This is a genomic window from Paenibacillus senegalensis JC66 (assembly GCF_000285515.1).
Taxonomy (GTDB): Bacteria; Bacillota; Bacilli; order Paenibacillales; family NBRC-103111; genus Paenibacillus_L; species Paenibacillus_L senegalensis.
Genome location: NZ_HE610959.1, coordinates 375,234 through 388,715, shown reverse-complemented (window position 1 = coordinate 388,715; position 13,482 = coordinate 375,234). Strand labels below are relative to the sequence as shown.

The following is a 13,482-nucleotide window of genomic DNA, read 5'->3' as shown; positions in this document are numbered from 1 at the left end:
CAGGAAATCGGCCACAGAGCCGATTCTTCCTGCCTGGGCTGTTTTTTGTTATGCCCTCATGCAGCCCAGCGAGAACGGGCTTGTGCTCAAGCGTGAAGCGTTCCAGAGAAGCCGGGCTTGTGCTTCAGTCAATCTATTCCGTATTGCGTGCTGAAGAATAACGAGGACGGAATTCTACATCGTTTGAGCTCCATGGCCGCATTGCATGTAGAATATCGTCAAAAGGTACGCGATTCCATCGATTAATGTAATAAAGTATTAATCCTCTTAACCTTTAAATCGACATGGGGACGATGCTATACTATAGCTAAATCCTATCCCAACAACAACGTTGGCCAAAAGAGCTGGTCCCACTGCCAGCAGAACGTACAATTTATATAAGCGGGGCACGGCTTTACGGGCGCACCAATTTTGGCTGTAGTATTGGTCAAGCCTGATCAACTCGTATGGAAAGTACCAAGTATGTAAAGTACCAAGTATGGAAGTACCTTGTACGGAGTGTTGCATGCATGGATGTGCCATGTACGTTAAGTACAGCGTATGGAAAGTGCCATGTATAGAGACATGTGCGGGAAGTACCGTGTACGAATAGTACAGCGTACGAAAGCACCGTGTATGGAGAGACCATTTGCGGGAAGTATCGTGTACGAAAGTGCCATGTACAGAAATGGAGGAAACGCTATGTATTCTGATGATTTTGCCAAGCTGTGGTTTAAATTATCCAAAGATATGAAGACTCATATGGAGGTACATTTAGCGCCATCGCTGACCGAGGGTCAGCTGCATGTGTTGGAATTGCTCTCCTATAGGGAGAAAATGAAGCCGTCTGATTTTATAGAATATTTGACTACAACCCCTGCAGCGATTACAACATTATTGGACCGCATGGAAAAAGGCGGCCTCATCGTTCGCGAACGGGACGAGAAGGACCGCCGGATTGTGTGGGTCAAGCGTACGGCAAAAGGCAAGCAGGAATGTCAGCGGGGTATCGAAATCCGCCAGCAATTTCTGGATTCACACCTGAGCCGGATTTCTTCTCATAACCAGCAGCTGCTGGTTTACCTGCTAGGCAAGATTGCGAATGCCTCCTAGCTCATAAGGTAAGGTGCTCTGCAAGCTATAAGCGCGAAAGTCCAGTGTGATGTCCGGAAGGATACAAGTGCGGAGCTTCTGCATAAGTCCTGCAAGATGCCAAGCGCGAAGTTTCTACGTGAAGTATTGTGTTGTGTGTCTGGCAGGATGCAAGCAGCGAAAGTTCTTATGTGTGTCCGCAAGGTCTCGACCGCGGAAGTCTGCAATGTCCCTGCGCTAACGCTCGCCCTCGCTCTTATTTGCCCAAAAAAGCAGGGGTTTTATTTTTAACACCCTGATTTTCCTCAAATAAGGACCGTGGCGAGCGTGCGGGCAAACGGTGCCGCAGATGTGCGGCGAACTCCGGCAGCAAAAGGCGCTCCTTAGTGCGGCCCCAATCGTTATTCAGAGCTAATCGAGCAGGTCAGTTGCCGCTTCGAGCAGGTCAGTTGCTGCTGCTGCGGTCATTTTACAAGGAAGCCCATAACGTCCAGGGAGCGCGCTGGGGTGGGGAGCTGCGAAAGCTAAGCCGGGTTTTCTGCGTCGGATGGTCGAAGGCGAGCTCGCTCGCCCAGAGAGCAATCTGCTGTCCGGGCTTGGCCAACCTCTGACCATAGCGCTGGTCTCCATACAGCGGATGGCCCTGGGTTGCCCATTGGACCCGGATTTGATGGGGCCTGCCCGTGATCAGATTGACCTTAATCAGGCTGAGCCCTTCCCGTTGATCCAGCAGCGTATAGTCGAGAAGCGCCTCTTTGGCGCCGCTGGTATGGCTGCTTACGGCCCGTACCGTGTTGGTCCGGTTATCCTTCAGCAGGTAATGCTTTAGGCGGCCTTGGGAGGGTGTGACTGAGCCGTGAACAACAGCCGTATAAGTTTTGTCCAGAAGGCGAGTGCGCACCTGGTCGGATAAGCGTGAGGCGGCCTTCGAGGTTTTAGCGAATACCATCACCCCGCCGACTGGGCGGTCCAGCCGGTGCACCAGACCAAGAAATACATTGCCAGGCTTGTTATGGCGGATCTTGAGATCAGCCTTCAATAACGACAGCAGATCCGGATCGCCTGAAGAGTCTTCCTGTGTAGGGATGTTGACCGGCTTGACGATGACCAGAATATGGTTGTCCTCGTACAGCACTTCTATGGCGGGCTCGTTTATGGCGGGCTCTCTGCGGCTGGTCATCCGCTACGCCTCCCAGCGTCCGAGAATCCCGCATGGAAGCACTAAGCCGGACTCGGTTATTGGCAAACCGATCTCGCCGCTAGTAATTTGTCCGCCGAACTTTTCCTTCAGAGCCAATGTCAGAATATTGGTCAGTACCGAAGCTGAAATGCCGGTAGTATAAGAGTTAATAAGGAAAAACAAAGGGCGCTCTGTGAGAATCGAGACACAGCTCTCCACAAAAGGATACAGGTTCGCTTCGAGCTTCCACATTTCCCCATTGGGCCCTCGGCCGTAAGAAGGCGGGTCCATAATAATGGCATCATAGCGGCTTCCTCGCCGCTGTTCCCGTTGTACGAACTTGAACACATCATCAGTAATGTAACGGATCGGCCGGTCGGCAAGTCCTGAGAGCGCTGCGTTTTCCTTGGCCCACTGAACCATGCCTTTAGCCGCATCAACGTGGCAAACCTCAGCACCTGCTGAGGAACAGGCCACAGTGGCGCCACCCGTATAGGCGAACAGATTCAAAACCCGGATCGGCCGGTTGGCCGAACGAATGCGCTCCATCATCCAATCCCAATTGACAGCCTGCTCCGGGAATAGCCCGGTATGTTTAAAGCCGGTAGGCTTGATGTGGAACTTCAAATGATCATACTCAATTGTCCAGCGCTCCGGCAGCTTCACCCTCTCCTGCCATTGCCCTCCACCCTTGGAGCTGCGATGATAGTGGGCCGCGGCCTCATTCCAGAGGGGACCTGTGTTACCGGAGGAGGAAGGCCAAATAATTTGCGGGTCAGGCCTGCGTAAAATGTAGCCGCCCCAACGCTCCAGCTTCTCACCGTTTCCCGTATCCATCAATTCATAATCTTTCCAGCGATTTGCAACATACATGAACTTGCAGCCTCATTTCCTATTCTTTTGCCGGGCATTTTTCCTTGCCCATGTCCATCTTATTCTACAACAGCCGCGTACTGCTTATCCAGTTAGTTCGTTTTGAAAGCACAATTTATGGTTAAAGAATGTAGCGGATGCTTATTTCGCACCCCAGGCAGTAGTCTTATCTTTAATCAGACTATCGGCAAGGCTGAATACATAATGATAGAAGGGAAGAGATAATGAATAAGCTGGCGGAACGATCCTCTGACCTGTATTTGTTTCATGAAGGGAAGCTGCATCACAGCTATCGGCTGCTAGGCGCTCACCTGGCGGAGGTGGACGATCTGCATGGCGTACAGTTTGCGGTATGGGCACCTAATGCCCGCTCCGTCAAGGTGGTTGGAGACTTCAATGGATGGGAGGGATCCCAGCATGTCATGCAGCGATCATCGGAGCTAGGTGTTTGGTCCTTGTTCATTCCCGGACTTGAGCAAGGCACTCTTTATAAATATGAAATCGAGACCCCGCAAGGGGAAAAGCAGCTGAAAGCCGACCCGTACGCTTTTTATTCAGAGCTCAGACCGAATACGGCTTCAATCGTCTGGTCTTTGGATGGTTATAAATGGAATGATCGAGCCTGGTACATGCAAAAAAAACGCAGGCCAAGCTACCACCGTCCGATGATGATTTATGAGGTGCATTTAGGCACTTGGAAGCTGCGTGAGAACGGTACTTATATGAGCTATGAAGAGCTGGCTGATGAGCTAATAGACTATGTGGTCGACATGGGCTATACCCATATCGAAATTTTGCCTCTTGCCGAACATCCTTTTGATCGCTCCTGGGGCTATCAGATCACAGGGTACTATTCGTTGACCAGCCGCTACGGAACTCCGCAGCAATTCATGTATTTCGTTGACCGCTGTCATCAGCGCGGCATCGGAGTCATTCTTGACTGGGTTCCCGGTCATTTCTGCAAGGATGCGCACGGCTTGAGAACATTCGATGGCACCCCGCTCTATGAATATGCTGACTGGCGTAAAGCGGAGAAGCCGCTCTGGGGAACGCTGAGTTTTGATTTTGGCCGTCCCGAGGTGATGAGCTTCTTAATCTCCAACGCGATTTTCTGGATGGATTGCTACCATATCGATGGCCTGCGGGTAGATGCGGTGGCCAGCATGCTCGATTTAAACTTCGACAAGCCCGCCTCGATGTGGACGCTTAATCAGCATGGCGGTACCGACAATCTGGAAGCGATTCAGTTCATCCGTTCATTGAACGAAGCGGTGTTTCACCATTATCCGGACGCGTTAATGATCGCTGAGGATTCCTCGGCGCGTCCGCGGGTGACAGCCCCCACCTATGAAGATGGACTCGGCTTTAATTATAAGTGGAATATGGGCTGGATGAATGACATGCTAGCCTATATGAAGCTGCCGCCGGAGGAACGCAGGCATCATCATCAACTGATCACGTTTTCCCTGTTTTACGCCTTTTCCGAAAATTATGTTCTTCCTCTGTCGCATGATGAGGTGGTGCACGGCAAAAAATCGCTCCTCGATAAAATGCCCGGCGATTATTGGAGCAAGTTCGCCAATCTGCGGCTGCTTTATACTTACTTAATGACCCATCCCGGCAAAAAGCTGGTATTTATGGGAGGGGAGCTGGGACATTTCGCCGAGTGGAAAGACTTAGAACAGATCGACTGGTTTTTGCTGGATTACGATATGCATCGTGCTATGCACAAATTCGTCAAGACGCTCAATCTGCTCTATCAGAATGAAAAGGCTTTGTGGCAGAACGACCATCAATGGGGAGGGTTTGAATGGATTGACGCGGATAATGCGGAGCAATCGGTCATTTCCTTTGTTCGCAAAGGAAGACAGAAGAAAGACGAGCTGTTGATTGTTTGCAATTTTACCGCAGAGGCTTATCCAAGCTATCGGATTGGCGTACCGTCGCGCGGCTGCTACCGCGAAATATTGAACAGTGATCTAAGAGATTACGGAGGCTCCGGATTGTATAACGGGCTGGATTTGCAAGCACAGAAAGAACCGTGGCATCAACGTCCTTACAGCATTGAGATGACGGTACCCCCTTTAGGAGCTGTAATCTTGAAGCGGGTGCCGCAGCAGCGCAAAGGACAAAGAGCGCAAGGAACAAGAGTTATCCAGGAACGCAGAAAAGTTTAGCAGAGGAAAATCGTAAATATAGAAAAAGAAAGTAGCAATGGACTAAGGGTGACCGCAGATTTAGAGATGGTATGTAATACGATGGATATAGACTAAGGGTGACCGCAGATTTAGTCATAGTAAGTAAACAAGTAGATGTGAGACATGGATACCCGCCCTAATCTATATCTTATTAAACATTTCACCGGTATTGTGCAATGCAAAATGTTAAATGAATAGTTAGTTCTAATTCTACTCTATTTATCAAATAGGGAAGGTGATCGAGAATGAATATTGTATTCGCAGCATCAGAATCGACTCCCTTCATTAAAACGGGAGGGCTCGCCGATGTGGTTGGCTCACTGCCTCATGCTTTGCGGTCTCTCGGATCGGAAGTTTGCGTAATCTTACCCAAATATGAAGACATACCTGAGAATTGGAAGGCACGAATGGAAAGAATTACGGAATTTACGATCTCGATCGGCTGGCGCAACCAATACTGTGGTCTGCAACGGGTGGAGGTTAACGGTCTGGTTTATTATTTTATAGACAATGAATTTTACTTCCGCAGAAAGGGGATATATGGCTACGGCGATGATGCGGAGCGTTTCGTGTTTTTCAGCCGGGCAGTTGCCGCCTCTCTTCCGCATCTGGATATGCAGCCGGATGTTGTACACTGTCACGATTGGCAGACGGCGCTCGTCCCCTTCTGCATCAAGGTGCATCATCAGGGGCAGCCCTTTTATGAAAAGATTCGCACTGTCTTTACGATTCACAATTTACAGTATCAGGGACGCTTCTCGAAAGAATGGCTGCAGGATTTGATCGGTGTGGGAGATGATTTTTTCGCGCTGGACGGTCTGGAATTCTATGGGGACGGCAGCTGTATGAAAGCCGGACTGTTTTACGCCGATCTGCTGACTACTGTGAGTAAGACCTACGCCGAGGAAATTCAAACGCCTGCCTATGGCGAGCAGCTTGATGGCGTGTTAAGGCACCGCTCCAACGTGCTTCACGGCATTGTCAATGGAATTGACAACGACAGCTATGACCCGATGAAGGATGAGGCACTTTATGTGCCTTACCGTAATTCACAAGCGAAAAAGCAGATGAACAAAGTAAAATTGCAGCAGGAATTAGGGCTGCCGGAGCGGGTGGACGTGCCGATGATCGGTATGGTTTCGCGCTTGGTCGAGCAAAAGGGGCTTGATCTAATCGAGTGCGTGCTTGATGAAATCCTCCGACTCGATATTCAGTGGGTTGTGCTGGGAACCGGGGATTGGCGGTATGAACAATTGTTTCGTGATGCAGCGAGCTGCTATCCGGAGAAGCTGGCTGCACTGATCCAGTTCGATGATGCAATGTCCCGCAAAATTTATGCCGCATCCGACTTGTTCCTGATGCCTTCACGATTCGAGCCTTGCGGGCTGGGACAGTTAATTGCCCTTCGCTACCGCTCTGCTCCGATCGTCAGGGAGACGGGAGGGTTGAAGGATACTGTGCAGGCGTATAACGAATTTACCGGCATGGGTACCGGGTTCAGCTTTGCGAATTTTAACGCTCATGACATGCTGTATACCATTGAAAGAGCCGTATCCTTCTATCATGAACGGCCTGAGCTTTGGAGCCGACTTCTGAAAAACATAAGTAAAACCGATTACGATTGGGGACAATCCGCGAAAAAATATTTGGAGCTATATCAGTCACTCCAGCTGCAAACCGTAAACCACCACCAGGCCGGTTCAGCCATGGCCGGATCAGCTGTGGTTGGTTCAGCCGTCTAAAAGCTTGCTTAGGGCCGGATTGTGGTTTTTGGGCTATTGGTGAAAAAGCGCCAGAGATGCGGAATCCTTATGTTGGAAACCAAGTCCTGTCCTTGGACCTGAGAGTTTTTAACAAGGCGGGCTTAAATAAGCGGTGTTTAAGCCGCGAAGTGTTCTGCGGTGCCCAGCGAGATGTCCGTGAAGTGTTCTATGCGATGTTGCGAGCGAACGGGAAGTGTATCAGCACTCTTAGTTCGCTTTTAGTGGCTAGAAGATGGTAACGCTCAGCCTCGGACGGGAGAGGCCTTTTGTCGTCCAATTGGTGATTCCCAACACAGTTTCTCTTGGCAATTTTCAAGGGGGTCTCCTGGTAAGCGTGACTAAAAGCTTGCAAATGGAAATCGAATCGCAATATAGAATTTTTGCTGAGTAATGTTGTGCTGTTAAATAAGCTTTATAATACTGGATACCACAAAATAAGTGACCATGCCGAGCAGGAAAACGAGCAGGTATTTCATTTTTTGATTCATGGAAAACTCCTTTTCTGAAAAATTTCGAATATAAATAGCGGCAAAAACAAGCATCCCCCCCAGCGCACAGTGATTCTCTGCATGACGGCGGTCGATCGGCACACGAGTGGGGACAAAGGCTATTTGCTGAACGGACAGCTTCCTTTCGGTTCCTGGTATTCATAATTCGGGCTGACTTTCCGCTCTTGGTAGGCTTTATGCCAAACAGCGGTCGTTGCCGGAGATAGGGGCGGGATTAGCCAGGACCACCTGCCGTTCACCTCTCGGCCCTGCTCCTCTTCCTGCCGCTCGAATATAGCGAATTGCTCGGCTGCAGTATGATGATCGACGATGCTTACCTTGTGCTCCCGGAAAGAGTGATAGACGGCCTCATTCAGCTCAACCAACGCTTTATCCTTCCAGAAGGTGTGGTTCGAGGAAGTATCCAAACCGATAGCTTCTGCCACTAGCGGCAAAACGTTGTAGCGTTGTTCATCAGCCAGATTGCGCGCTGCTATTTCCGTAACCATATACCAGCCGTTAAAAGGAGCAGCCGTATACTGTAAGCCGCCTATTACCATACGCATATCAGAGATGAAAGGAACACCATACCACCGTAAATTCAATGCATCCAGCTCCCGCTTCACGGGATGGGTGATGCTGACTTCCTTGATCAGCGTTTTAGGTATTTCCATCCAGATGGGAGGGCGCTCGTTAAGCTGGACGACAAGAGGAAGAACATCGTAGGCAGTGCCCCTGCCGGACCAACCGAGCTCCGTACATAAGCGAGTGAAAGCGAGAGAATGCGGATCGCCTAGTATTCCTTCTGATGTTTCGTAACCGGCATAGCGAATTAGCTGATGGTTCCAGATTCTTAAGTGAAAGTCTTCAGTCTGCGGCTTGAAAACGGAAATGGCAGGCAGGACTTTACCGCCATTAGTGGCATAATCCAGATGGTGCAGGAGAGCTTTCATGACGGAAGCTTCGTCCGTGAGCTGTCGCTGATCGAGGACATGCAGGCTTTTCCAGAACAAGCGCCCTATACAGCGGCTGTTATTGCGCCAAGCCATCCGGGCCCCGTACTCCAACTCTTCATAGGTATGAGTATACGTTCCTGAGTCATAGATACTGTCAGCAACTTCCCGGAGACGGCGATTGATTTCTTCCTTGCTTTTGTTAAGTTCTGCATAGCAGGTTTCGATAAAGGCGCCAGCCTCCTTCAAAAGGCTGTCCTTGCATAGAGCGCCCTTCAGCTGACTGCTACTCACTAAGCTATCACTCACTAGATTACCTCTAACCAGACTATTCTTCGCTAAGCTATCACTCACAAGGCTATCCTTCATTAAACTATCCTTCATTAAACTATCCTTCTTCATATCATCCACCTGCATCCGCCAAAGAATAAGTTAAATCTGCCGTAATTTTAGCTTGTCCTGAAGAGGCACGATAAGCAAAACGAGTTAGTTAAAAGTCTACCAGAAGCACCGCTGTTTACAAGCTTGTTCACAAAACTGTCTAAGCTGTTATAAAAGCTGAGTTAAAGAGGGAGCAGCTTGATAGTTATTTCAAGCAAACGCGAAGGACCTAGGTCGCAGCCTGATTTTTGCTATACAACAGAAACGGGGCGTTCCGTTGTCAGTTTTCACTGACTTCTGGACAACCCCTAATCAGCTAATACGTTTGCTTAAGACTGGAAAATATTCTTTCATATGCTGTCCGTTCTGCCAATTGCTCGCAGTTCAATACCTGAGGTGATCAACGCTTCCCGAATATGTCTGGAAAAAGCGAGCGCCTGATCTCCATCTCCGTGTATGCAAATCGTGTCCGCTTGCAGCGTCCAGTCACTGCCTTGAACGGTACGGACCTTGCCTTCTTTAATCATGCGAACGACCTGGGCAGCGGCCTGTTCAGGCTGATGAATTAAGGCGTCGGGCAGATGGCGCGGTGTTAAGGAACCGTCCTCCTGGTAGGTTCTGTCGGCAAATGCTTCGCTCGCTGTGCGTAAGCCGAACTGCTGTCCCGCTTCGATCAGCGCAGATCCGGCTAGCCCGTACAGCACCAGCGACGAATCAAAGCGCGCTGTTGCCTCGGCAATCGCTGCGGCAAGCTTCTTATTAGCTGCGGCCATATTATATAGCGCTCCGTGGGGCTTAACATGCTGCAGCTTCCCGCCTTCAGACTGGACAAAAGCGGCTAAAGCTCCTATCTGATAAAGCACCATATCATAAACTTCCTGTGGGCTAACCGCCATATTCCTGCGGCCAAAGCCTGCAAGATCGGGCAGGCCCGGATGAGCACCGATGGCGGCTCCTTGCTGCAAAGCTTTTTTTACGGTGCTGCGCATGACGGAAGGATCTCCAGCATGGAACCCGCATGCGATATTGGCTGAAGTTACCAGCTCCAAAATAGCGTCATCCCGACCTAATTGATAGATTCCGAATTGCTCTCCCAAGTCGCTATTCAAATCGATGTATGTGGACGGCATGACTTACACTTCCTTTTTATAGGTTTACAGAGTTCTGAACCAATAGGCTCAGCTCAGAAATCTGTGGTTAAACTTTTATCTGCTGTCATGGCACGAGCTATTCAAAATGTGCCGATGTTGTTTCGGATGTCCGGAAATACCGCACGGCATCAGCGAGGCTTGCTATAGCACAGCCCTAGCAAGCCCCCAGCAAAGTCTGCTGCGCCACAGCCCCAGCAAGCCACAGTAAAGTCTGCTATTGCACGCATGGTGAGTTTCGTGAGCGGCACAGCCCAGCAACTGCTGCAGCTTCTGAAGGCCGTCAGCAGCTAATAGGTTCACTGCTGCGGATGAGGGTTTGAATTCCGGTCTCGAGAGCAAGCAGCTCAAGCTCTCTCTGCAAGTAGAGCTGTTCTGCTTCTTCTCTGGAGACTTCCTGAAAAACGACGGAAGCCCCAGGTCGCAGCTGGGCGAGCTTCGGCAGATCAACAGCAGCAATCTGGGCGATGCGGGGATAGCCGCCAGTCGTTTGGCGGTCGGCCATCAGTATGATGGGCTGCCCGTCAGCCGGTACCTGCACAGTTCCTTCCGTAACCGGAGAGGAAACGAGCTCTTCCTGCTGCTCCAGCCGCAGGGGCGCGCCGGCGAGCCGCAGCCCCATCCGATCGGACTGCGGCGTAAGCGTATAGCGCTCCTGCGCAAAGCGGCGCTGGCTGTCCGCTGTGAAGCGCCCGTGCTCGCGTCCCGGCACGAAGCGGACGAGTGCTTCCCTGCCGGACGCCGCAGCCGCGCCCAGCGCCGCGTACCAGCGCACCGCTCGGAACGCCCGCGCTTCTGCTGAGCTGTGCGTCTCAGCGAGCGCTTGCGCCAGCGCCAGCGCCGCGGCCGGTGGCGTGCCCAGCGGCAGCTTATCGCCGCGCTGGAGCGGCCGCCCGCCGAGCCCGCCAAGGGCGGCGCGGACGTACGTGCTGCGGCTGCCCAGCACCAGCGCTACGTCCACGCCGCCGGCGACGGCGAGGTACGCGCGGCAGCCATGCGCCGCGCCGGTGAAGCGAAGCTCGCTGCCGCCCCGGACGAGAACGGGGCGGCAGCCCGGCACCGCTTCACCGTTGATGGAGGGGCCCAGGTCCCCGCCGCAGAGGGCGATGAGTGCATCGCCCGCAAAGCGGAGGCTAGGCCCCGCCATCGTGATCTCGAGCGCGGCGGCACCGCGCGGATTGCCAACCAGGAGGTTGGCAATCCGCAAAGCGGTGGCATCCAGCGCTCCCGAGACAGGGACTCCCGCGTGCTGGTAGCCGCGGCGGCCGCTGTCCTGTATCGTCGTCCACAGCCCGGGCTCCAAAATGTGCAGGTGATTCTTCGGATTTATAATCATCGTGCATCCTCCTGCCATTTTTGATATTCGTCACGGGTGACGGGCTGGAAGCGGACGATATCTCCGGCCCTCAGAAGAGAGGGAGGGGCGGCTGCCGGGTCGAACAAGGGTAGCGGCGTACGCCCGATCAGCTGCCACCCTCCCGGTGAGGCAAGCGGATAAATACCGGTCTGGGCTCCGGCAATGCCAACCGAACCGGCAGCAATTTCCTTGCGCGGTGTCGCCAGGCGGGGAGTATGCAGCTCGGCAGGCAGCCCTCCCATATAAGCAAATCCTGGCAAAAACCCGATTAAGTAAACCCGGTAAGCCGCTTCACTATGCAGACGAATGACTTCGTCAGCCGTAAGGCCGTGATAGCTGGCCACCTCCAGCAGATCGGGGCCGTATTCGCCACCGTAGCATACCGGCAGTGTCACCGTGCGATGATGATCCAGGCTAATCCCGTTCATCGTCTGCCAAGCTTTTTCGACAAATCGGCATACCTGCTCATAAGGGGAAGAGGTGGAAGACGGGGTGCGCCAATCGGCAGTTTTCACGCTGCCATAAAGCACTTCCAATGGATCGTAATATATGGCTAACGAGGCATAAGCGGGAACGATCTCCCGCATTCCCGGGAAGGGGTGGAGCAGCAGCTCCTGGTGAAGGGAGGCTACTTGGACCAACCATTCCTCTCCGATTTCATTGGCGAATTGAGCGAGTACAGCTTCCTCCCCGAGCGGAAAAAGCCGGGGCTGTTTTGGACTCAAGCTAAACTTGGTCATAGGCTGATCAACTCCAATGGTTAAGCAGATGATGAAGCGCCGCATCATCATTCTATTATCCTAAGATACAATGGAAGCCGCTGTCCACGCAAGGCCACCGAAGGCCACACATAAGACCACCGAAGGCCACACATAAGACCACCGAAGGCCATGCAAGGCGAAGGGCCAAGCAGGTCACCAAAGGCCACACATAAGACCACCGAAGGCCACACATAAGACCACCGAAGGCCATGCAAGGCGAAGGGCCACGCAAGGTCACCCAAGGCCTGCGGCAAACAGTGAACCCGCTGGAAAAAGTCATAGGTGTAATCAAAAAAGTTCCATAAAATATCTATGGTTCCGATATGAAAAGCAGCCTGCAGGAAGCGTAAGTTGCAGTCGGAGTCATTAACATGAAAGGGGCTGTGCCTGCATCCGTTTTTCAAAAAAGTATTTTGGTTATTAACAGGATCAGGCCGGAAACAAAAATGGGCTTAACCTAATAATAAGTAATAAAACCAAGAATCTTCATTATCCGTTTTAGCTAGAATCTGACCATCGGTTGAGCAGAAAAACTCAGTGAAATCAAGGGTTTTGCTGGGAAAAACCATAGCTGTCCGGATATAGGACTATAGGGAAACGTATTCAATTAGGTCTGGTCATTTTGTGAGTTATGATATAATATGGAAAATGATGACATGAAAGGAGGGTAGCAAGTGAAGAGTACGGGAATTGTCCGCTTGGTGGATGAACTAGGGCGAATCGTACTTCCAATCGAATTAAGAAGAGTACTAGAATTGGAAGAGGGCGACCCGGTAGAGTTTTTTTACGACGATGAAAAGCAGAGTATCATGATTCGCAAATATCGGGCGGAGGAATGCTTATTCTGCAAAGGAACAGTAGAGCTTCGCTACTTCAAGGAGCGCTTTATATGTGCTCATTGTATAACCAGTATGGGCAAACACAAAGAACCGGTACCTGAACCTATACCGGAAATAGAAGTGAAGCGTGTCAAGCGAAAGGATACGATGCAAAGATTGCTGACCGCAATGCAAAAGTTTCCTCACGCTTCGCAAAAGGAATTGGCCGCTCAGGTGGGAATTTCACAAGGGCGTGTCAGCCAATTGATTAAGGAACTGACGTAATTTCTCAAGTTGGTAGCAGCCACTGGAGAAAGACTCTCTTTAGCAGAAGAGATTTAATTGCGCCACCTGGCGTAGCAATAATGAAGTATATTTACAGTCCTAAACTTAAAGAGGTGGCAGCCTCGCAGGTTTAGGGCTTTTTCTAGGTTGAAAAGGAAAAGATTGGAGTAAAGGTCGTGAAATGTAAAAAAACGTAGTGGCTCTTA

At 51.2% G+C, this 13,482-nt stretch carries 10 protein-coding genes; 4 read left to right on the top strand and 6 right to left on the bottom strand.

Features of this window, described 5'->3' with window-relative positions; translation table 11 throughout:
- Positions 1-681: 681 nt before the first annotated feature.
- On the top strand, positions 682-1,092 hold the full coding sequence (locus PSHG_RS13755; RefSeq protein WP_010273707.1) for a MarR family winged helix-turn-helix transcriptional regulator: 411 nt from the start codon (positions 682-684) through the stop codon (positions 1,090-1,092).
- Between the two features lie 448 nt (positions 1,093-1,540).
- Here PSHG_RS13755 and PSHG_RS13750 read toward each other — a convergent pair whose 3' ends face one another.
- Positions 1,541-2,251 carry an RluA family pseudouridine synthase gene (locus PSHG_RS13750; protein WP_010273706.1) on the bottom strand — a complete coding sequence of 237 codons (711 nt, stop codon included), beginning with the start codon at positions 2,249-2,251 and terminating at the stop codon, positions 1,541-1,543.
- A gap of 3 nt (positions 2,252-2,254) precedes the next feature.
- Positions 2,255-3,124, bottom strand: coding sequence for a class I SAM-dependent methyltransferase (locus tag PSHG_RS13745; RefSeq protein WP_010273704.1), 870 nt, complete (start codon positions 3,122-3,124; stop codon positions 2,255-2,257).
- A gap of 224 nt (positions 3,125-3,348) precedes the next feature.
- Here PSHG_RS13745 and glgB point away from each other — a divergent pair, with 224 nt between their 5' ends.
- Together glgB and glgA are read left to right on the top strand one after the other, a co-directional pair.
- The gene (gene glgB / locus PSHG_RS13740) at positions 3,349-5,301 is read left to right on the top strand and encodes a 1,4-alpha-glucan branching protein GlgB (protein WP_010273703.1); all 1,953 of its coding nucleotides are present in this window, start codon (positions 3,349-3,351) and stop codon (positions 5,299-5,301) included.
- Between the two features lie 266 nt (positions 5,302-5,567).
- Entirely contained in the window at positions 5,568-7,064 is a 1,497-nt protein-coding gene (gene glgA / locus PSHG_RS13735; RefSeq protein WP_010273702.1) for a glycogen synthase GlgA, read from the top strand.
- A gap of 628 nt (positions 7,065-7,692) precedes the next feature.
- Here the strand turns inward: glgA and PSHG_RS13725 are convergent.
- The 4 genes from PSHG_RS13725 to pxpB form a co-directional block, all read right to left on the bottom strand.
- Positions 7,693-8,910 (bottom strand): nitric oxide synthase oxygenase, encoded by a 1,218-nt coding sequence (locus PSHG_RS13725; protein ID WP_010273701.1) that lies wholly within the window; start codon positions 8,908-8,910, stop codon positions 7,693-7,695.
- A 347-nt stretch (positions 8,911-9,257) separates the two neighbouring features.
- Complete coding sequence (locus PSHG_RS13720; RefSeq protein ID WP_010273700.1) at positions 9,258-10,037, bottom strand: LamB/YcsF family protein; 780 nt, start codon at positions 10,035-10,037, stop codon at positions 9,258-9,260.
- 301 nt (positions 10,038-10,338) lie between these two features.
- The gene (locus PSHG_RS13715) at positions 10,339-11,391 is read right to left on the bottom strand and encodes a 5-oxoprolinase subunit C family protein (protein WP_010273699.1); all 1,053 of its coding nucleotides are present in this window, start codon (positions 11,389-11,391) and stop codon (positions 10,339-10,341) included.
- On the bottom strand, positions 11,388-12,152 hold the full coding sequence (gene pxpB, locus PSHG_RS13710) for a 5-oxoprolinase subunit PxpB (protein WP_042122072.1): 765 nt from the start codon (positions 12,150-12,152) through the stop codon (positions 11,388-11,390). Before pxpB ends, PSHG_RS13715 begins: the two co-directional genes overlap by 4 nt.
- Before the next feature lie 695 nt (positions 12,153-12,847).
- Between pxpB and PSHG_RS31875 the strand changes: the two genes are divergently transcribed.
- On the top strand, positions 12,848-13,276 hold the full coding sequence (locus tag PSHG_RS31875) for an AbrB/MazE/SpoVT family DNA-binding domain-containing protein (protein WP_010273694.1): 429 nt from the start codon (positions 12,848-12,850) through the stop codon (positions 13,274-13,276).
- The last annotated feature ends 206 nt before the right edge of the window (positions 13,277-13,482 follow it).